Source organism: Streptomyces bottropensis ATCC 25435 (genome assembly GCF_000383595.1).
In the GTDB taxonomy this organism is placed as follows: domain Bacteria; phylum Actinomycetota; class Actinomycetes; order Streptomycetales; family Streptomycetaceae; genus Streptomyces; species Streptomyces bottropensis.
In genome coordinates, this window is record NZ_KB911581.1 from 3,960,776 (window position 1) to 3,979,630 (window position 18,855).

The 18,855-nt window shown below is 71.6% G+C and carries 18 protein-coding genes; 7 read left to right on the forward strand and 11 right to left on the reverse strand.

Annotation, left to right across the window (positions count from 1 at the left end; all coding sequences use genetic code 11):
- Positions 1-10 precede the first annotated feature (10 nt).
- From STRBO_RS0117565 to STRBO_RS0117585, 5 genes are all read right to left on the reverse strand, one after another.
- Entirely contained in the window at positions 11-1,618 is a 1,608-nt protein-coding gene (locus tag STRBO_RS0117565; RefSeq protein ID WP_005475366.1) for a PASTA domain-containing protein, read from the reverse strand.
- Positions 1,619-1,888: 270 nt separating this feature from the next.
- Positions 1,889-2,833 carry a cytochrome c oxidase assembly protein gene (locus STRBO_RS0117570; protein WP_005475365.1) on the reverse strand — a complete coding sequence of 315 codons (945 nt, stop codon included), beginning with the start codon at positions 2,831-2,833 and terminating at the stop codon, positions 1,889-1,891.
- A gap of 115 nt (positions 2,834-2,948) precedes the next feature.
- A complete protein-coding gene (locus STRBO_RS0117575; RefSeq protein WP_005475364.1) occupies positions 2,949-3,974 on the reverse strand; it encodes a 6-phosphofructokinase in 1,026 nt (341 codons plus the stop codon).
- 245 nt (positions 3,975-4,219) lie between these two features.
- Positions 4,220-4,948, reverse strand: a complete 729-nt coding sequence (locus STRBO_RS0117580; RefSeq protein ID WP_005475363.1) for a type 1 glutamine amidotransferase — start codon at positions 4,946-4,948, stop codon at positions 4,220-4,222.
- Between the two features lie 48 nt (positions 4,949-4,996).
- Positions 4,997-6,235 carry a Mur ligase family protein gene (locus tag STRBO_RS0117585; RefSeq protein WP_005475362.1) on the reverse strand — a complete coding sequence of 413 codons (1,239 nt, stop codon included), beginning with the start codon at positions 6,233-6,235 and terminating at the stop codon, positions 4,997-4,999.
- Positions 6,236-6,386: 151 nt separating this feature from the next.
- Here STRBO_RS0117585 and def point away from each other — a divergent pair, with 151 nt between their 5' ends.
- Positions 6,387-6,926, forward strand: coding sequence for a peptide deformylase (gene def / locus STRBO_RS0117590; protein ID WP_028796711.1), 540 nt, complete (start codon positions 6,387-6,389; stop codon positions 6,924-6,926).
- 120 nt (positions 6,927-7,046) lie between these two features.
- Here the strand turns inward: def and STRBO_RS0117595 are convergent, their stop codons facing one another.
- Complete coding sequence (locus tag STRBO_RS0117595) at positions 7,047-7,691, reverse strand: TetR/AcrR family transcriptional regulator (protein ID WP_005475359.1); 645 nt, start codon at positions 7,689-7,691, stop codon at positions 7,047-7,049.
- A 173-nt stretch (positions 7,692-7,864) separates the two neighbouring features.
- Between STRBO_RS0117595 and STRBO_RS0117600 the strand changes: the two genes are divergently transcribed.
- A complete protein-coding gene (locus STRBO_RS0117600; RefSeq protein ID WP_005475358.1) occupies positions 7,865-9,091 on the forward strand; it encodes an acyl-CoA dehydrogenase family protein in 1,227 nt (408 codons plus the stop codon).
- A gap of 269 nt (positions 9,092-9,360) precedes the next feature.
- The gene (locus tag STRBO_RS40200) at positions 9,361-9,858 is read left to right on the forward strand and encodes a thiaminase II/PqqC family protein (RefSeq protein WP_020114531.1); all 498 of its coding nucleotides are present in this window, start codon (positions 9,361-9,363) and stop codon (positions 9,856-9,858) included.
- 9 nt (positions 9,859-9,867) lie between these two features.
- On the opposite strand, the gene STRBO_RS0117610 is transcribed toward STRBO_RS40200, so the two are convergent.
- From STRBO_RS0117610 to STRBO_RS0117630, 5 genes are all read right to left on the reverse strand, one after another.
- A complete protein-coding gene (locus STRBO_RS0117610) occupies positions 9,868-10,104 on the reverse strand; it encodes a DUF6213 family protein (RefSeq protein ID WP_005475356.1) in 237 nt (78 codons plus the stop codon).
- Positions 10,105-10,129: 25 nt separating this feature from the next.
- Entirely contained in the window at positions 10,130-11,515 is a 1,386-nt protein-coding gene (locus STRBO_RS0117615) for an NADP-dependent succinic semialdehyde dehydrogenase (protein WP_005475355.1), read from the reverse strand.
- 65 nt (positions 11,516-11,580) lie between these two features.
- Positions 11,581-12,048 (reverse strand): NUDIX hydrolase, encoded by a 468-nt coding sequence (locus STRBO_RS0117620; RefSeq protein ID WP_005475354.1) that lies wholly within the window; start codon positions 12,046-12,048, stop codon positions 11,581-11,583.
- A complete protein-coding gene (locus STRBO_RS0117625) occupies positions 12,045-13,583 on the reverse strand; it encodes an ATP-dependent DNA ligase (protein WP_005475353.1) in 1,539 nt (512 codons plus the stop codon). Before STRBO_RS0117625 ends, STRBO_RS0117620 begins: the two co-directional genes overlap by 4 nt.
- A 146-nt stretch (positions 13,584-13,729) precedes the next feature.
- Entirely contained in the window at positions 13,730-14,668 is a 939-nt protein-coding gene (locus tag STRBO_RS0117630; RefSeq protein WP_020665567.1) for an NAD(P)/FAD-dependent oxidoreductase, read from the reverse strand.
- Between the two features lie 77 nt (positions 14,669-14,745).
- On the opposite strand from STRBO_RS0117630, the gene STRBO_RS0117635 reads away from it, so the two are divergent.
- The 4 genes from STRBO_RS0117635 to STRBO_RS0117650 all read left to right on the forward strand — a co-directional run bounded on the left by STRBO_RS0117635 (position 14,746) and on the right by STRBO_RS0117650 (position 18,687).
- Positions 14,746-15,342, forward strand: a complete 597-nt coding sequence (locus STRBO_RS0117635; protein ID WP_005475351.1) for a helix-turn-helix domain-containing protein — start codon at positions 14,746-14,748, stop codon at positions 15,340-15,342.
- Positions 15,343-15,455: 113 nt separating this feature from the next.
- Positions 15,456-16,433, forward strand: a complete 978-nt coding sequence (locus STRBO_RS0117640) for an NADPH:quinone oxidoreductase family protein (protein ID WP_028796712.1) — start codon at positions 15,456-15,458, stop codon at positions 16,431-16,433.
- Positions 16,430-17,614 carry an acyl-CoA dehydrogenase family protein gene (locus tag STRBO_RS0117645; RefSeq protein ID WP_005475347.1) on the forward strand — a complete coding sequence of 395 codons (1,185 nt, stop codon included), beginning with the start codon at positions 16,430-16,432 and terminating at the stop codon, positions 17,612-17,614. The genes STRBO_RS0117640 and STRBO_RS0117645 overlap by 4 nt, the downstream gene beginning before the upstream one ends.
- Positions 17,611-18,687, forward strand: a complete 1,077-nt coding sequence (locus STRBO_RS0117650) for an acyl-CoA dehydrogenase family protein (RefSeq protein ID WP_005475345.1) — start codon at positions 17,611-17,613, stop codon at positions 18,685-18,687. The genes STRBO_RS0117645 and STRBO_RS0117650 overlap by 4 nt, the downstream gene beginning before the upstream one ends.
- The last annotated feature ends 168 nt before the right edge of the window (positions 18,688-18,855 follow it).

Below are 18,855 nucleotides of genomic sequence, written 5' to 3' on the forward strand. Positions count from 1 at the left end.
CTCCCGAGGTTCAGATCCGTACGGGCAGCTGGGCGGGGTCGTCGAGGGGGAGGCCCGGATCCCCAGGGTCTCCCGGCCCGCCCGCCGGGGCCGGGGCACCACCGAGCGGTTCCGGATCGCTCGTCGTGGGCCCGTCGGGAGGCGGGTCACTGTCCTGCGGAGGGATGGGATCGGGATCGGGATCGGGATCCGGCTCGGGCTCGGGCTCGGGAGGCGGCGGCGTTCCGCTCGACGTGGACGGCACGGGCGCCGAGGAGGGAGCGGACGGACTCGGCGGAGGGTCGGGTTCCGGCACGGCCCTCTCGGACGGCGTGGACGGCGAGGGCACCAGCGTGGTGCCGCCCGTCGCCGGGGGAGCGACCGACTCGGGGGGCGACGCTCCCCCGTCCGTCGACCCGGTGCCGGCCGACCCACCGCCGGCCGACCCACCGCCTGACGACCCACCGCCCGACGAGGGGGGTCCCCCGCCCGACGGGGTCGTGTTCCCGTCCGTCGGCGTCGACCCGCTCTCCGACGGAGATCCGCCGGTCGACGAGTCGCCCGTCCTGGAGGGCTCGGTCGGCCCGGACCTCGCGGCACCCGAGCCCGAGCCCGTGCTTGAGCCTGTACTTGAGCCCGAGTCCGAGGGCCCGGCCCCGGCCCCGGAGTCTGTTTCCGACCCCGACCCCGACCCCGACCTCGACCCCGACGCGGGTTCCGAGTCCCCGCTGTTCGCCTCGGCCGTTCCGCCCGGCCGGTCCACCGCCAGGGCCACCGCGGCGCCGAACTCCAGCTCGGTGCCCGGTCCGGGGCTGGACCCCGTCACCGGCGTGTCGCCCGGCGGCAGCGCCTCCCCGGCGACCGTCACCGCCAGCCCCCTGTCCGCCATGGCCGCGCTCGCCTCGTCGAAGGTCATCCCCCGCACCTTCGGCACGGCCTGCCGGGCCCGAGTGTCGAACGTCGTGTCGGACTCGCCCGTGGTGCCGACCTCACGGCTGATGCCCCGGCCCGGGTCCTCGACGTCGACGAGCTTGATCTCCTTGAGCTGCCCGGGGGCGGGTTCCACGACGACCATCCCGGACTTGTCGTAGCCCTTCCACTTCCTGTCGCCCGGGAACTTCACCTCGACGCGTGCGGGGTCCGCGTCGAACGCGCGGAGCGGATTTCCGCAACTGCACTTCACGGCGGGCAAACCCTGATCGTCGACCAGAACGGCGATACCGGCTTCCAGCAACGCGTCGAAGGGAACAGCTTTGCCCTTCTTGTAGTCGTGGTTCTTCACGAGGGTGTCGTGGCGCAGGAGAACAGGGGTGAGTTCGTCGAGATAACGTCCGATGCCGTCGGCATCGACACCGGTGATACGGGCCCATTCCTGAGCCTTATTCTTGTTCTCCGGTGCGGTGAGGAAATCCTCCAGCTTGCGCACGTCGCAGACCTTGGGCTTCTGTGTGCCCCCGTACAGGCCGGGTGCGTTGCCCTGCTGCAGACCGCTGTGCGGCTCCAGAGGCGTCAGCCGGGGTTCGTCCCGGCCGAGCCGTTCCCCCTCGTCGAAGAAAGGTGCGACGGAGGCGACCCCCGCGGCCACCGCCTTCACCGCGAGCAGGGACGGGGCCGAGTCGCCGCAACCGCTGAGGAGCATCGCGCCGACGAGAAGGACGGCGATCCGCCGGGCAGTCGATTTCCCCGTAATTCGTAAGCGTGTTCGTAAGCGCAATGGTGTGCGCGTCGGTAAGCATGCGTTGATGGTCATGACCGCTCCCCCCGGCGGTTTCCCCTGTCACCCCGCGGAACGGAAGCGGGGCTCAGGCATCATGCTACTGAAAGGAAAAGCCTTCTGGTCAAGGGGAATTGGGGAGAAGTGTGGTCCCGGGGTCGAACAAAAGAATGGGGTCCGACGGAGGATTGCGGCTCAGCGTCCGCGTGCGTCGAGTGAGGCGAGATAGGCGTTGTACGCCTCGAGTTCCTTGTCGCCGTCCCGGTCGGCCGCGCGGTCCATGCGCCGGGCCTGTCGCTGCTCGGAGCCGTACCACTGGAAGAGCAGTGCGAGCAGTACGAGCACCGAGGGGATCTCGCTGAACGCCCAGGCGATCCCGCCGGCCGCGTTCTGGTCGGTGAGGGCGTCGATGCCGAGGGAGGCGGGCGGGTTCTCGTACGTCTTCACCATCGGTGCTGACGCCATCATCAGCGCGATGCCGAAGAACGCGTGGAACGGCATGCCGGCGAACAGCTCCAGCATCCGCATCAGATAGCCGGGGCGGTGCGGGCCGGGGTCCACGCCCATGATCGGCCAGAAGAAGAACAGGCCCACCATCAGGAAGTGGGTCATCATCACGATGTGCCCGAGGGTCGACCCCATCAGGAAGTCGAAGATCGGGGTGAAGTACAGCCCGTACAGGCTCGCGATGAACATCGGGATCGTGAACGCCGGGTGCGTGACGATCTTCATGTACCAGCTGTGCAGGAACATCAGCAGCAGCTCACGGAGCCCCTTGCGGCCCCTGCCCGCCACCGGCAGCGCCCGCAGCGCCAGCGTGACCGGCGCTCCGAGCAGCAGCATGATCGGCGCCACCATGCTGATGACCATGTGCTGGACCATGTGCACGCTGAACATGACCATGCCGTAGTCGTTGAGTCCGGTGCACGTCACCAGCATCACCAGCAGCACACCCGCGACGTAGGCGACGGTCCGCCCCACCGGCCACTTGTCCCCGCGCCGCACGAGCCGCACGACGCCCCAGCCGTACAGGGCCAGTCCCGCCAGGCAGGCGACGAGGAAGAACGGGTCGGCCGACCACGCGAGCCCCCGCCCCAGGGTGAAGGGCAAAAGCCCCGTACCGTGCCCGCTGTGGTCCATCCGCCGGCTCCTGCTTCGTGGGGGGTTGTGCTGTCTGTCCGCCCCCAGACTAGAACCGCCCCCGGTCGCGATCACGACCGGGGGCGTACCTCACTCCTGAATCCTCGGCGGCACGCTAGAGCACGCACTCCGCCTCGTCGTACCGCTCCTCCGGCACCGTCTTCAGCGTCTCCACGGCCTCGGCGAGCGGCACCATCACGATGTCGGTGCCCCGCAGCGCGGTCATGTTCCCGAACTCTCCCCGGTGCACGGCCTCCACCGCGTGCCACCCGAACCGCGTGGCGAGCACCCGGTCGTACGCGGTCGGCGTCCCGCCCCGCTGCACATGCCCGAGGATCACCGGCCGGGCCTCCTTGCCGAGGCGCTGCTCCAGCTCGACCGAGAGCTGCCGCGCGATCCCCGCGAAGCGCTCGTGACCGTAGATGTCCTTGCCGCCCTCGTCGAAGTCCATCGACCCGGCCCTGGGCTTCGCGCCCTCCGCGGCGACGACGATCGCGAACCGCTTGCCCGCCGAGAACCGCTGGGCGACCTTCGCGGTCAGCTCCTCGATGTCGAAGGGCCGTTCCGGTACGACGATGGCGTGCGCGCCGGCCGCCATGCCGGAGTGGAGCGCGATCCAGCCGGTGTGGCGGCCCATGACCTCCACGACCAGGACCCGCTGGTGGGACTCGGCGGTCGTCTTCAGCCGGTCCAGGGCCTCCGTGGCCACACCGACGGCCGTGTCGAAGCCGAAGGTGACGTCCGTGACCGCGATGTCGTTGTCGATGGTCTTCGGCACGCCCACGACGGGCAGACCGCTGTCCGACATCAGCCGGGCCGCCTTGAGCGTGCCCTCACCGCCGATGGGGATGATCGCGTCGAGCCCCAGCTCCTCGACATGGCTCCGGGCCCGCGCCACACCGTCGCGCAGATGTGAGGGCTGGACCCGGGAGGAACCGAGGATCGTGCCGCCGCGGGCCAGGATGCCGGCCACGGCGTCCAGGTCGAGCTTGAGGTAGTCGCAGTCCAGCAGGCCTTTCCAGCCGTCCCGGAAGCCGATGACCTCGTCGCCGTGGTCGACGACGGCGCGGTGCACGACGGACCGGATGACGGCGTTCAGTCCGGGACAGTCGCCGCCGGACGTGAGGACACCAATGCGCATAGCCCGAATACCTTCTCGACGTGGGCCGGGTACCGGACCACGCTGTCCGGCTGGAATCCCCGCCACCCTACCGGCGGCGGGGGGCCCGGCCGTAGCGGGCGTCCGCCTGCTGGACGCCCCCGCACAGGTGAGCGGAGCCCTGGTCAGACGGGCTTTCACACATGAGCGGGGGCGCTATCGGACGGGCTTTCGTACGGGCACTGAGGAACCGTTTCTGAGGAGCCTCGGCGTCCTGCCGTGACCTGCTAGGCGGGCTGCTGGGCGGAGGAGATGCGCTCGTCGCGCAGCGCCTCGAACCAGCGGTCGTCGGTCGGCGGCAGCGCGTTCACGTCCAGTGCCAGCTTCAGCAGCAGGTCCGCGATCTGCGGGTTCCGCGCCAGCACCGGCCCGTGCATGTACGTGCCGAAGACGGTGTCGTTGTACGCGCCCTCCGTGCCGTCGCCCGTGCCGTTGCCCTTGCCGAGCCGCACGTTCGCGAACGGGCGGGCGGTGGGACCGAGGTGCGTGACGCCCTGGTGGTTCTCGAATCCGGTGAGCTGGGGCAGGCCGAGGCGCGGGTCGATGTCCGCGAGGACGTCGCCGACGCACCGCTCGCCCTCGCCGCGGGTCGTGGTCACGTCGAGCAGCCCGAGGCCCGGCTCGCGCTGACCGAGGTCGTTGACGAACTCGTGGCCGAGGATCTGGTAGCCCGCGCAGACCGCGAAGACGATCGCGCCGTTGTTGATCGCCTGGTACAGATGCCGGTCCCGGCGCAGCCGCTCGGCGGCGAGCCGCTGCGGACGGTCCTCGCCGCCGCCGATCAGGTAGATGTCGCCGGAGGTCGGGATCGGCTGGTCGCTGCGCACGTCCAGCCGGGCCACGTCCAGGCCGCGCTGCCGCGCCCGGCGCTCGACGACGAGGACGTTGCCCTGGTCGCCGTAGGTGCTGAGCAGGTCCGGGTAGACCCAGACGACCCGCAGACTGTTGTCGCTCATGTAAGTCGGTGCCCCTCGGAGTCGTTGGCGTCGTTCGTCGTAGCGTGCTCAGTTGCCCACGCGGCGGCGCAGGTCCTGGAACGCGGTGTAGTTGGCGATGACCTCGATCCGGCCCGGCGGGCACATCTGCACCGCCTGGTCGAGGGTGTCGCAGACCTGGAAGTGCTGGTTCGCCACCTCCAGGCGTACCGCGAGGTCGAGCTTGCGGTCGCCCAGCACGAAGATCGGGTGGCCGGTCAGCCGGGTGTAGTCGACGTCCCACAGCCAGGAGGTGTCGGTGCCGTCGGCGCCGCGCGCGTTCACCGAGAGGATCACCGGCGACGGCGGCGGGTCGATCAGCGAGAACGTCTCCAGCCAGCCCGCCGGGTTCTTGGCGAGCAGCAGCCGCAGGTCGCGCTGCATGAACTGCACCACGTCGTACCGTCCGGCGACCGCCTGGACCTGGTACATGCGTTCCAGGGCGACCTGTGGGGGCACACCGAAGACGGCGGCCGTGGCGGCCGAGGAGGCGGCGTTGGCCTTGTTGGCGCGGCCCGGGAGCTGCAGGTGGATCGGCCAGGCCGAGCCGTGCGGGTCCAGCACGTGGTCGCCCGAGAGCGCCCAGCTCGGCGTCGGGCGGCGGAAACCGCACTCGCCGCAGAACCAGTCGTCGCCGGGCCGCTGCATCACACCGCCGCAGGACGGGCAGGACCAGGCGTCGTCCTTCCACATCTGGCCGACCGCGACCCAGATCACGTTCGGGGACGACGAGGCCGCCCACACGATCAGCGGGTCGTCGCAGTTGGCCACGACCACGGCCTTGGTGCCGGCCAGGCCCTCCCGCCACGCCTCCGCCATCATGCGGGTCTCGGCGGCCCGGTCCAGCTGGTCGCGGGAGAGGTTGAGCAGCGCGATGCACTTGGGGTCGGTGTCCCGCGCCACACCGGCCAGGTACTTCTCGTCGACCTCGATGACCGCGAACTTCGCGTCCGAGTTCCCGGCGAGGGCCGAGGTGATGCCCGCGGGCATGTTGGCGCCGAGCGCGTTCGAGACGACCGGGCCCGCGGCCCGCAGCGCCTCGGCGATCAGCCGGGTCGTGGTGGTCTTGCCGTTGGTGGCCGAGACCAGGACGACGTCCAGGCTCTGCGCGAGCCGGGCGAGGAGGTCGGGGTCGAGTTTCAGTGCCACCCGGCCGCCGATCACAGATCCGCTACCGCGTCCCGCGGCACGAGATGCCGCCGCGACCGCCTTGCCCGCCGTCACGGCCAGCTTGGCCCGCGGCGTGAGCGGGTCCGAGTTGCCTGCCATCAGTTCTCGATCCTCCTTGCGTACAGCGCCGCGCCCTGTCCCGGCAACGTGTGGACCGAAGCCTATCGAGATCCACTCACGCGCCCGAATCTCGACCGGGCCGTCCCAGCGTCCGGACCGGCGATATCGGTCCGAACGTACCCTTGCGACCATGCGAAGCGGCTCGATTCCCGGCGCCCGAGGGCGCGTTCTCCCCATGACACTGCTCGGGGACCCCGTACTGCAGGCGCCCTGTGAAGAGGTGACGGAGTTCGGGCCCGAACTGGCGCGCCTTGTGGAGGATATGTTCGCGACGATGTACGACGCGCGGGGCGTGGGTCTTGCCGCGAACCAGGTGGGCCGGTCGCTGCGGGTGTTCGTATACGACTGTCCGGACGACGAGGACGTACGGCATCTGGGTCATGTCGTGAATCCCCGGCTCGTCTCGACCGAGGGGATCGTACTGCGGGGGCCCGAGGGCTGTCTGTCCCTGCCCGGCCTGGAGGCGGGTGTGGAGCGGTACGACGAGGCCGCCGTGGAGGGGTTCACGGTGGACGGGGACCGGGTGCGGGTGTGGGGGAGCGGGTTCTTCGCGCGGTGTCTCCAGCACGAGTGCGATCACCTTGAGGGCCGGGTGTATGTGGACCGGCTGTCGGGGTGGCGTCGGCGGCGGGTGATGCGGAAGGCCGCCCGAGCGGCGTGGGGGCGGTGAGCCCGTCGGGGCGTGCCGGTTCATCGTGGCTGGTCGCGCCCATGCGGCGGAGCCGCACAGCGATACGGCCCCACGCCCCTGACGGAGCGCGTCCACCAGCCGTGCCGAGAAGTGGGGCCGCTAGAAACCCGGGCCGCCGACCTTGTCGCCGGCGGCCGCCAGGCGGCCCCACAGCAGGTCGGCCAGGCAGCTGACCAACTCGGCGCGGGTGCAGGGGCGTTCGCCGAGCCACCAGTCTCCCGCCGCGTGCATCATGCCGACGATGCCGTGACCCCAGACGCGGGCCAGCCGGTGGCTGTCGGGGCCGAGATCGAGGCGGTCCTCTATGACTTTGCCGAGTTCCTCGCCCATGCGGCGCAGGAGCGGGGCGGAGTGCTTGCCGACGTCGAAGCCCTGCTCGCCCGGCTGGCCGGCCTCGGCGGGGTGCATGAGGAAGCGGTACACCTGGGGGCGGGCCTCGATGGCCGCCAGATAGGTGTCGAGGGTCGCCTCGACGCGTTCGCGCCGCTCGGCGGGGGCGTCCAACGCGGCCCGCAGGGCGTCGAGGAGGGCGTCGGTGTGGCGCTGGGCGAGAGCGGCGTAGAGTCCGCTCTTGTCGCCGAAGTGGCGGTAGAGGATCGGCTTGGTGATCCCGGCCTCGGCGGCGATGGCGTTCATCGACGCTCCGGGGCCCTCGCGCAGCACCACCCTGTCCGCGGCCTCCAGCAGCTCGCGCCGACGACGGTCGGCGGACCGCTCCTGGTCGGTCCGCTGCGTGGTGTCCATGAGTCTCTCCCCCACATACTGATGACGGTGACGCCCTGCGCAAACTAACACTGATTGGCACGAGCCGATCGAACGGGCTACCGACCCCGCCGCGGGAGTTGACTTTTCCTACCGACCGGTAACAGACTCCAGTTACCGCAGGTAACATCTTAGTGCAGTGCTGGAGGCGCGTCATGGCCGAGTTCACCATGGAACTCAACGACGAACAGCGAGAGGTCCGCGACTGGCTCCACGGGTTCGCCGCCGATGTGATCCGCCCCGCGGCCGCCGAGTGGGACGAGCGCGAGGAGACCCCCTGGCCGGTGATCCAGGAGGCCGCCAAGGTCGGCATCTACTCCCTCGACTTCTACGCCCAGCAGTACTTCGACCCCACCGGTCTCGGCATCCCCATGGCCATGGAGGAGCTGTTCTGGGGTGACGCGGGCATCGCCCTGTCCATCGTCGGCACCGGCCTCGCCGCGGTGGGCGTCCTCGCCAACGGCACCGAGGAGCAGATCGGCACCTGGATCCCCCAGATGTACGGGGACGCCAACGATGTCAAGGTCGCCGCGTTCTGCTCCTCCGAGCCCGACGCCGGTTCCGACGTGGCGTCCATGCGCACCCGCGCCGTGTACGACGAGGCCAAGGACGAGTGGGTCCTCAACGGCACCAAAACCTGGGCGACCAACGGCGGCATCGCCAATGTCCACGTCGTCGTCGCCGTGGTCGACGCCGACCTCGGTTCCAAGGGGCACGCCTCCTTCATCGTCCCGCCGAACACGCCCGGTCTGTCGCAGGGCCAGAAGTTCAAGAAGCACGGCATCCGCGCCTCCCACACCGCCGAGGTCGTCCTGGAGGACGTGCGCGTCCCCGGTTCCTGCCTCCTCGGCGGCAAGGAGAAGCTCGACGAGCGCCTGGCGCGGGCCCGCGAGCGGGCGAAGGCCGGCGGTGAGCGGCTGAAGAACGCGGCGATGGCCACGTTCGAGGCGTCACGTCCGGCGGTGGGCGCGATGGCGGTGGGCACCGCCCGTGCCGCGTACGAGGTGGCCCTCGACTACGCCAAGACCCGTGAGCAGTTCGGCCGGCCCATCATCGACAACCAGGGCGTGGCCTTCCAGCTCGCGGACATGCGGACGTCCGTGGACGCGGCGCGGCTGCTGGTGTGGCGGGCCTCCTGGATGGCGATCAACGGCAGGCCGTTCACGGCGGCCGAGGGGTCGCAGTCGAAGCTGTTCGCGAGCGAGACGGCGAAGAAGGTGACGGCGCAGGCGATCCAGATCCTGGGCGGCAACGGGTACACCCGTGAGTACCCGGTCGAGCGGATGCACCGGGACGCGGCCATCTACACCATCTTCGAGGGCACGAGTGAGGTGCAGCGGCTGGTGATCGCTCGGACCTTGTCGGGGATGCCGATTCGGTGAGGCCGCAGGAGAGGCGGTGCCGGGGCGACCGCGGGAGCGTCGTGGCCGCTCGCGCCCACGCGGCGGAGCCGCACATCGACACAGCCCCGCGCCCCTGACGGGGCGGCGCTGTCGTGGGAGAGTCGACAAGACAGTGGCGACACCGACGCGACGAACCGGAGCGCTTGCCCTGGAACAGCGGCTCGTCATCGCCGCCGACCTGCTCTCCTTCCGCCACCTGGCCGAGCGGTCGGCGGCCGAGGGAGCCGGACAGCGCCCCCTTCTTCGCGATGCTCGCCGAGGGGGAGGCGGTGGCGGCGCAGGCGCTCGGGGCGTACGCCGAGGCCTGCGGTGTGGACGAGGAGAGGGCGGCGGCGTACGAGCCGCTGCCCGGCTGTCAGGCCTACCCGTCGTACGTCGCCCGGCTCGCCCTGGGCGCGGCGCCGGCTGACGTGGTGCTCGCCCTGAGCGCCAACTTCGCCTCCTGGGGCGGCTATTGCGCGACGATCTCGAAGGCTCTCCGCGACCACTACGGCTTCACCGACGAAGCCCGCGCCTTCTTCGGCTTCTTCGCCGAGCCGGCACCGGAACTGCAGGAGCGGGCGAGGGCCGCGGTACAGGCCGGGTTGGACGCCGGACGGATCGGCGAGAACCGGGCGCACGCCTACGGCCGACTGCTGCAGGGGTACGAGTCGATGTTCTGGACCACGCCGGCGCGCCCTGAAAGGGGCGCGGGGCACCGCGCGATCAGCCACGGACGACCCGCGGTCGGCGTGCGACCCTGTTGAGCGGCTTCCCTAGCCGGAGGCACCGCCGCTGCTGTGCGCGATGCACGCCACGTCGATGCGGTCCGCCAGCTTCGCCAGTTCGATCGTCAGCGCCGCCACCGTGTCCTCGTCGAGTTCCTCACCCGCCTCCACCAGGTGCAGCCACCGGCCGCCCACCGTCCGCAGCAGCTTGCTCACATCGGCCGCAGACACCTGCAGGTTCCCGCGGTCGTCGACGATCAGAGGCAGAGTCACTTCGCGGTTCACAACGGGGATCGTAACCGTGGAACGCTCACGCGCCGTGCCACACGGTGGTGATGTTGCAGAACTCCCGGATTCCGTGTCCGGACAGCTCACGCCCGTAACCGGACCGCTTGACCCCGCCGAACGGGAACGCCGGGTGGGAGGCGGTCATGCCGTTGACGTAGACCGCACCCGCGTCCAGGTCCCGGACGAACCGTTCGACCTCGGCGGCGTCCTCGGTCCACACGTTGGAGCTGAGCCCGAAGGGTGTGTCGTTGGCGATCGCGATCGCTTCGTCGAGGTCGGCGACCCGGTACAGGGTGGCCACCGGGCCGAACGTCTCCTCCTGGTGGACGCGCATCTCGGGGGTGATGTCGGCGAGGACGGTCGGCGGGTAGAACCAGCCCGGCCCGTCGGGGCGTTCGGCGCCGCACAGCACGGTGGCGCCGCTCTCCACGGCCTCGTCGACCAGTGCCTCCAGGTCCTCGCGGCCCCGCTCGCCGGAGAGCGGGCCGACGTCGGTGTCCTCGTCCAGCGGGTCGCCCACCTTCAGCGCCCGCATGGCCTCGACGAACCGCTCGGTGAAGGCGTCGTACACGTCGGCGTGCACGATGAACCGCTTGGCGGCGATGCACGACTGGCCGGTGTTCTGCACCCGGGCCGTCACGGCGGTCCTGGCCGCCTTCTCGATGTCGGCGGACGGCATCACCACGTAGGGGTCGCTGCCGCCCAGTTCCAGGACCGTCTTCTTGACCTCGTCCCCGGCGACCGAGGCGACGGCCCGGCCGGCGGGCTCGCTGCCGGTGAGGGTCGCGGCCTTCACACGCGGGTCGCGCAGGATGTCCTCGACGGCGCCAGAGCCGATGAGCAGCGTCTGGAAGCAACCCTCGGGGAAACCCGCCCGCCGGAAGAGGTCCTCCAGGTAGAGCGCGGTCTGCGGGACGTTGGAGGCGTGCTTGAGCAGGCCCACGTTGCCGGCCATCAGGGCGGGCGCGGCGAAGCGGATCACCTGCCAGAGCGGGAAGTTCCACGGCATCACGGCGAGCACCGGGCCGAGCGGCCGGTAGCGGACCAGGACCCGGGAGGCGCCCGAGTCCTTCACGTCGGCGGCGGAGGGCTCCACGTCGGTGAGCAGCACCTCTGCGTGGTCGGCGTACCAGCGCATCGCCTTGGCGCATTTGGCGGCCTCGGCGCGGGCCTGCTTGATGGGCTTGCCCATCTCGGTCGTCATCACCCGTGCGACGTCCTCGGTGTCCTCGTCGAGGAGGTCGGCGGCCCGGCGCATCAGCCGGGCGCGTTCCACGAGGGACGTGGTCCGGTACGTACGGAACGTGGTGTCGGCGGTGGCGAGGCGGCGCTCGATCTCCTCCTCGCCCATGGCGTCGTACGTCTTGAGCGTCTCGCCGTTCGCCGGGTTGACCGTGGCGATGGGCATGGCTGGCCTCCTGCGTGGGCTGTCCTTCGACCTTCCCGCGCGGCGGCGCACGCCGCAACGCGGACTCAGTCCGAGTGCTCCGTGAGACGGTCGAGAAACGCCGCCTGCGCCGGGACGAGCACGGCCCGGGCCCGTTCGACGGTGAGCCACTCCACGCGGTCCAGCTCCGGGAACTCCTGGATCCGCCCCGACCTCGGCGGCCACTCCATGCGGAAGGTGCCCGGTACGACGGTCGCGGGGTCGAGGTCCGCCTCGATCGCCCACACCGTGACGATCTTGCCGTTCTTCTGCTGGACCTCGCCCAGCGGTACGGCCTCCCCGTCGGGCGGCACCAGCCCCAGCTCCTCCTGGAACTCCCGGCGGGCCGCGTCCCAGGCGGGCTCGTCCGGCTCGTACTCGCCCTTGGGCACGCTCCAGGCGCCCGCGTCCCTGTGCGCGAAGTACGGGCCGCCCATGTGGCCGAGCAGGACCTCGACGCCGTGCTCGGTGCGGCGGTGCAGCAGCAGTCCGGCGCTGCGCTTGAAAGTGGTCAACGCGTCACCTCGGGGTGTGCGGCGAGCAGGGTCTCGACCGTATCGGCTTCCGCGGGGGTCTTGTCGTCGCGATAGCGGATCACCCGGGCGAAGCGGAGGGTGACGCCGGCCGGGTAGCGGGTGGAGCGCTGCAGCCCGTCGTAGGCGATCTCGACGACGAGTTCGGGCCGTACGGTCACGCCCCAGCGGTGCTCCTCCACGGCCAGCTCCCTCAGCCGTTCGGTCTGCCAGGCCAGCAGGGCGTCGGTCATGCCCTTGAAGGTCTTGCCGAGCATGGCGAAGGAGCCGTCGGCGGTGCGGGCGCCGAGATGGAGGTTGGAGAGCCTGCCCGTGCGGCGGCCGTGGCCCCACTCCGCGGCCAGGACCACCAGATCGAGGGTGTGCACCGGCTTGACCTTCAGCCAGGACGCGCCGCGCCGGCCCGCGCTGTAGGGGGCGTCGAGGGCCTTGAGGACGACACCCTCGTGGCCGCGTGCCAGGGTGTCGGCGAGGAAGCGTTCCGCCTCGGGCAGGTCGTCCGGGCCGGCCACGAGGGTGCGGCGGACCCGCATGGGCTCGGGTACGAGACGGGCGAGTACGGCGTGGCGGTCGGTGAAGGGGAGGTCGAGGAGGTCCTGGCCGTCCACGGAGAGCGCGTCGAAGAAGACCGGCGAGACGGGGATCTGTTCGGCGGCCGTCGTCACGTCCAGCCGGGAGCCGACGCGCCCGGCGGTCTCCTGGAAGGAGCGGGGGCGGCCGGTCTCGTCGAACGCGATCACCTCTCCGTCCAGGATGAACCTTTCGCCCCGCAACTCCAGTGCGGCCGCGGTGAGTTCGGGCAGCCGGTCGGTGATGTCGTCCAGGGTGCGGGTGTACAGACGTACGTCTTCGCCGTCGCGGTGGACCTGGACGCGGATGCCGTCCAGCTTCTCCTCGACCGCGCACACGCTCAGTTTCGCCACGGCCTCCGCGACGCAGGACGCGCTGTGCGCGAGCATCGGCAGGACGGGTCGGCCGACGGTGAGCCGGAACCCCGCGAGGGCCGAGGGGCCTTCCGCGAGCAGGGCCTGGGCCACGGTCTGCAGCGAACCCGCCAGCATCACCGCCCGCCGTACGTCGCCCGCGGGCGCGCCGGTGGCCCCGGCCAGGCCCTCCACGGCCAGTGCGTCCAGGGCGCCCTGGCGGACCTCGCCGGTGAGCAGGCCGAACAGGTAGCGCTGCTCGTCCTCGGTGGCCGCCGTCAGCAACTCGCCGACCAGACGCCGGCGTTCGGTCTGCGAACCGGGTCCGCTGACCGCGCCGATCACCGTCAGCCGGGCGTCGACCTCCCGGACCGTGAGGGTGGGGGTGGTGGCCGGTGGGATCTGCTGGTCGAGGACCTTCCAGCCGATGCCCAGGCGGCCCTGGGGCAGGCGGCCCGCGAGGTAGGGGATGACGATCGGCACGTCCGCCTCCTCGGCGTCCCGGAAGAGGTCGGCGAGCAGGGCCGTCTTGCGGGACCGGGCCGAGGTGGCGGCGATCTCTTGCGACACGCGGGCGAGCCGGGCGAAGAGCATGGGGCCATGCTCCTACGGAGTTCCGCCGGGCGCCTACGGGGGAGGGGGTGCGGGTGCGGGTGCGGGTGCGGGTGAGTGGGGCTTCTCTCGCAGTCCCCCCGCGCCCTTTGCGGCGACGGCCCTTCGGGCCGATCCCTCACACCCGGCTATCGCGGGGTCGCCGCGTCCAGGTCCGTCATCAGGAGGTCCCCGTTGATCGTCGCGCCTGCTCGGTAGCCCGAGGAGGCCGCGTTGACGACCTGTTCGGAGAAGCCCATCGCGTTGCCGACGGCCCAGACACCCGGGACCGTGGTCCGGCCCGTCGGGTCGATGACCGGATAGGCGCCGAAGGGGGTCTCGTCCAGGTCGGCGCCCAGTTTCTCCAGCAGGCCGGTCCGCGGGAGAGGCCGGGGCGCGGTGAAGAGCACCGAGCGGGCGTGGGTCGAGCCGTCGGCGAGCCTGACGCCCGTGAGGTGGTCGTCCTCCACCACCAGGTCCGCGACCACTCCGGGGACCACCGACACCCCGGCCGCCACGAGACGGCGCAGGTCGTCGTCGGAGAGATCGCCCTCGGCGACCTCGTGCAGGAACAGGGTCACGTCCTTGGACCACTGGGAGACCATCAGGGCCTGGTGCACGCTCATCGGGGTGGTGGCGAGGACGCCGAAGGGCTGGTCGCGGACCTCCCAGCCGTGGCAGTAGGGGCAGTGCAGGACGTCCCGGCCGAAACGTTCGGCGACGCCGGGGACGGCCGGGAGTTCGTCCTTGAGGCCGGTGGCGACGACCAGGCGCCGGGCGCGCACGGCACGGCCGTCGGCGAGGGTCACGGTGAAACTCCCGCCGTCGTCGTTCCGGGTCACGTCCACCGCCCGGCCCCGGACCACCTCGACGCCGTAGCGGGCGATCTCCTCCCGGCCGACGGCCAGGAACTCCGCCGGCGGCATCCCGTCCCGCGACAGAAAGCCCTGAATGTGCGCGGCGGGCGCGTTGCGGGGCTCGCCCGCGTCGACGACCAGCGTGTGGCGCCGGGCCCGGCCGAGGACCAGGGCGGCGGAGAGCCCCGCCGCGCCGCCGCCGATGACGATCACTTCGTACTGCTCGGTCATGGTGACCACCTCCACCACGACGGTCGCCCGTACAGCGGCACATTGACAAACGGCTTTGCCGAAACTGCAATAGCGGGATGAGTGACACGAGTGCGGACGCGAGCGGCTCGGACGAGGTCCTGGCCGGGGTCGGGCCCCGGCTGCGGCGGATCCGGAAGGAGCGGGAGGCGACGCTGGCCGGGCTGTCGGAGGCGACCGGCATCTCGGTGAGCACGTTGTCGCGGCTGGAGTCGGGGCTGCGCAGGCCCAGCCTGGAGCTGTTGCTGCCGATCGCGCGGGCCCACCAGGTGCCGCTGGACGAACTGATCGGGGAGCCGCCGGTCGGCGACCCCCGGGTGCGGTCGAAGCCGATCCAGCGGCACGGGCGGACGTACTGGCCGCTGACCCGGCAGCCGGGCGGCCTCCAGGCCTTCAAGGTGCTCGTGCCCCAGTCGAAGCAGGAGCCGGAGCCGCGCACGCACGAGGGCTACGAGTGGCTGTATGTGATGTCCGGGAAACTCCGGGTCGTGCTCGGCGACCATGATGTGGTGATGGTCGCCGGGGAGGCCGCCGAGTTCGACACCCGGGTCCCGCACTGGTTCGGTTCGACGGGGGAGGGGCCGGTGGAGTTCCTCAGCCTCTTCGGGCCTCAGGGGGAGCGGATGCACGTACGGGCGCGGCCCACGCGTGCGTGACGCACGCTACTGCTCCGCGACGGTTCCCCGGAGGGCAAGCGACCGCTTAGTATGCATGCGACAGTCGACCCCGGTCCGACGAAGACGTCCGAGGCAGTCCGTGGAGGCATCGCATGCAGGCATGGCAAGTGCACGAGAACGGCGAGCCGGGCGAGGTGATGCGGCTCCAGGACGTGGAGCGGCCCACGCCCGGTGACGGCCAGGTCCTGCTGAAGGTGCGCGCCGCGAACATCAACTTCCCCGATGCCCTGATGTGCCGCGGGCACTACCAGGTCAGGCCGCCGCTGCCGTTCACGCCCGGCGTGGAGATCTGCGGAGAGACCGAGGACGGCCGCCGGGTCATCGCCAACCCGGCCCTGCCGTACGGCGGTTTCGCCGAGTACGCGGTCGCCGACGCCGCCGCGCTGCTGCCCGCCCCCGAGGCGCTGGACGACGCCGAGGCGGCGGCCCTGCACATCGGCTATCAGACGGCGTGGTTCGCACTGCACCGCCGGGCCCGCCTCGAAGCGGGGGAGACCCTGCTCGTCCACGCTGCCGCGGGAGGGGTCGGCAGCGCGGCCGTGCAGCTCGGCAAGGCCTCCGGGGCGACCGTCATCGGCGTCGTCGGCGGCGCCGACAAGGCCGCGGTGGCCCGGGAGCTGGGCTGTGACGTGGTGATCGACCGGCGGAGCGAGGACGTCGTCTCCGCCGTGAAGGAAGCCACCTCGGGCCGGGGCGCGGATGTGATCTACGACCCCGTGGGCGGCGAGGCCTACACGCAGTCGACCAAGGTCGTCGCCTTCGAGGGGCGCATCGTGGTCGTCGGTTTCGCCAGCGGGACGATCCCCAGCCCCGGCCTCAACCACGCCCTCGTCAAGAACTACTCGATCCTCGGCCTGCACTGGGGCCTGTACAACACCAAGAACCCCAAGCTGGTCCAGCACTGCCACGAGCAGCTCACCGAGCTGGCCGCCCGGGGCGTCGTCAAGCCGCTGGTGAGCGAGCGCGCGCCGCTGGACGGGGCCGCGGCCGCCGTGCAGCGCGTCGCGGACGGCGTCACCACGGGCCGGGTCGTCGTCGTACCCGCGCTGGAGAACGGAGCCGCCGCATGACCGACGCAGCCGACCTCAGGCGCCGCACGGCCGAGTTGCTGGCCGCGTATCCACCCGCGACGACGGACCGCCTGGACTTCCTGCGCGCCCGCTTCGACGCCGGACTCGCCTGGGTGCACTACCCCGAGGGTCTCGGCGGACTCGGCGCCCCGCGCTCCCTGCAGGCCGTGGTGGACGCGGACCTGGAGGCCGAGGGCGCCCCCGACAACGACCCGCGCCGCATCGGCATCGGCCTCGGCATGGCCGCGCCCACGATCCTCGCCTACGGCACCGAGGAGCAGAAGCGCACGTTCCTGCGCCCGCTGTGGACGGGTGAGGAGGTCTGGTGCCAGCTGTTCAGCGAGCCCGGCGCCGGCTCCGACCTCGCCGCGCTCGGCACCCGAGCCGTCCGGGAGGGCGACGGCGACTGGGTCGTCGACGGCCAGAAGGTCTGGACGTCCAGCGCCCATGTCGCCCGCTGGGCCATCCTCATCGCCCGCACCGACCCGGACGTGCCCAAGCACCGGGGCATCACCTACTTCCTCTGCGACATGACCGACCCCGGCATCGAGGTCCGGCCGCTGCGCCAGGTGACCGGCGAGGCCGAGTTCAACGAGGTGTTCATCACCGGCGTCCGCATCCCGGACTCCCGTCGCCTCGGAGACGTCGGCGACGGCTGGAAGGTCGCGCAGACCACGCTCAACAACGAGCGTGTCGCCATCGGCGGCATGCGGCTGCCCCGTGAAGGCGGCATGATCGGGCCGGTCGCCAGGACCTGGCGCGAACGTCCCGAACTGCGCACCCACGATCTCCACCAGCGGCTGTTGAAGCTCTGGGTCGAGGCCGAGGCCGCCCGGCTCACCGCCGAGCGGCTGCGCCAGCAGCTCGTCGCCGGACAGCCCGGCCCCGAGGGCGCCGGCATGAAGCTCGCCTTCGCCCGCCTCAACCAGGAGATCAGCGGCCTGGAGGTGGAACTCCGGGGCGAGGAAGGGCTGTTGTACGACGACTGGACCATGCGGCGCCCCGAGCTGGTCGACTTCGTCGGCCGCGACGCCGGCTACCGCTACCTCCGCTCCAAGGGCAACAGCATCGAGGGCGGGACCACCGAGGTTCTGCTGAACATCGTCGCCGAGCGCGTCCTGGGCCTGCCCAGTGAACCGCGCACCGACAAGGACGTCGCCTGGAAGGACCTCGCCCGATGACCGATCTCCTGTACTCGGAGGAGGAGGAAGCCCTCCGCGCGGCCGTCCGCGACCTGTTGGCCGACCACTGCGACGCGGCGGGCGTGATCGCACGCGCCGAGTCGGACGCGCCGCACGACATCGCCACATGGAAGGCGCTCGCGGGGACCATGGGCCTCGCGGGGCTGCTCGTGCCGGAGGAGCTGGACGGTCAGGGTGCCACGCATCGCGAAGCGGCGGTCGTGCTGGAGGAGTTGGGACGCGCCGTCGCGCCGGTCCCCTATCTGACCAGCGCGGTCGTCGCCACCGAGGCCCTGCTGGAGTGCGGCGCCGACGACCTCCTCCCCCAGCTGGCCTCCGCGACGGCGATCGGCGCCCTGGCGGTCTCGCTGAGCGTGCCCGCGGGCAGTGCCTACAAGGTCGTACGGTACGAGGACGGCGCCCTGCACGGGGAGTTGACCGGCATCGCCGACGCGGCCGTCGCCGATGTGCTGCTGGTGCCCGCCGACGACGGCGGCCTGTACGCGGTGGACGCCTCCGCCGTGACCGTCACCCCGCAGGTGTCCCTGGACCTGACCCGACCGCTGGCCACGGTGACGCTGGACGGCGCCCCGGGCCGGCTCCTCGGCGACGCCGAGCCCGCCGTCCGCCGCGCCCTGCGCGCCGGCGCCGGGCTGCTGGCCTCCGAGCAACTCGGCCTCGCCGAGTGGACGCTGACCGAGACGGTCCGCTACCTCAAGGAACGCAAGCAGTTCAACCGGCCCGTCGGCGGCTTCCAGGCGCTCAAGCACCGCCTCGCGCAGCTCTGGCTGGAGGTCGTCAACCTGCGGGCGGCCGCCCGGAACGCGGCCGACCAGCTCGCCACCGGCAGCGACGACGCCGACCTGGCGGTGGCCGTCGCCCAGGCGTTCGCCGCGCCCGTGGCCGTCCACGCGGCCGAGGAGGCGCTGCAGTTGCACGGCGGGATCGGCATGACCTGGGAGCACCCGGTCCACCTGTATCTGAAGCGGGCGAAGGCCGACTCGATCGCGTACGGCACCGCGGGCGCCCACCGGGCCGCGCTGGCCGGACTGGTCGACCTCCAGGCCCCCTGACGCACGGTCCGCGAAAGCCCGGAAAGCCCGTCCCACCAGGGGCGGGCTTTCCGCTGTGCGCGCGGTGGCCCGGATGAACGAACGACGGCGGTCCGGCCAACTCCCCGCACAGCACTGCTCGTCCGCCCCTTCCGGCTCGCATACTCGCAGGGTCCGCAACCGGCCCCA

Coding starts and splice junctions, on each gene's coding strand:
- STRBO_RS0117565 (WP_005475366.1), bottom strand. CDS start 1,618: ATGCTCCTCAGCGGTTGCGGCGACTCGGCCCCGTCCCTGCTCGCGGTG.
- STRBO_RS0117570 (WP_005475365.1), bottom strand. CDS start 2,833: ATGGACCACAGCGGGCACGGTACGGGGCTTTTGCCCTTCACCCTGGGG.
- STRBO_RS0117575 (WP_005475364.1), bottom strand. CDS start 3,974: ATGCGCATTGGTGTCCTCACGTCCGGCGGCGACTGTCCCGGACTGAAC.
- STRBO_RS0117580 (WP_005475363.1), bottom strand. CDS start 4,948: ATGAGCGACAACAGTCTGCGGGTCGTCTGGGTCTACCCGGACCTGCTC.
- STRBO_RS0117585 (WP_005475362.1), bottom strand. CDS start 6,235: ATGGCAGGCAACTCGGACCCGCTCACGCCGCGGGCCAAGCTGGCCGTG.
- def (WP_028796711.1), top strand. CDS start 6,387: ATGCGAAGCGGCTCGATTCCCGGCGCCCGAGGGCGCGTTCTCCCCATG.
- STRBO_RS0117595 (WP_005475359.1), bottom strand. CDS start 7,691: ATGGACACCACGCAGCGGACCGACCAGGAGCGGTCCGCCGACCGTCGT.
- STRBO_RS0117600 (WP_005475358.1), top strand. CDS start 7,865: ATGGCCGAGTTCACCATGGAACTCAACGACGAACAGCGAGAGGTCCGC.
- STRBO_RS40200 (WP_020114531.1), top strand. CDS start 9,361: ATGCTCGCCGAGGGGGAGGCGGTGGCGGCGCAGGCGCTCGGGGCGTAC.
- STRBO_RS0117615 (WP_005475355.1), bottom strand. CDS start 11,515: ATGCCCATCGCCACGGTCAACCCGGCGAACGGCGAGACGCTCAAGACG.
- STRBO_RS0117625 (WP_005475353.1), bottom strand. CDS start 13,583: ATGCTCTTCGCCCGGCTCGCCCGCGTGTCGCAAGAGATCGCCGCCACC.
- STRBO_RS0117630 (WP_020665567.1), bottom strand. CDS start 14,668: ATGACCGAGCAGTACGAAGTGATCGTCATCGGCGGCGGCGCGGCGGGG.
- STRBO_RS0117635 (WP_005475351.1), top strand. CDS start 14,746: ATGAGTGACACGAGTGCGGACGCGAGCGGCTCGGACGAGGTCCTGGCC.
- STRBO_RS0117640 (WP_028796712.1), top strand. CDS start 15,456: ATGCAGGCATGGCAAGTGCACGAGAACGGCGAGCCGGGCGAGGTGATG.
- STRBO_RS0117645 (WP_005475347.1), top strand. CDS start 16,430: ATGACCGACGCAGCCGACCTCAGGCGCCGCACGGCCGAGTTGCTGGCC.
- STRBO_RS0117650 (WP_005475345.1), top strand. CDS start 17,611: ATGACCGATCTCCTGTACTCGGAGGAGGAGGAAGCCCTCCGCGCGGCC.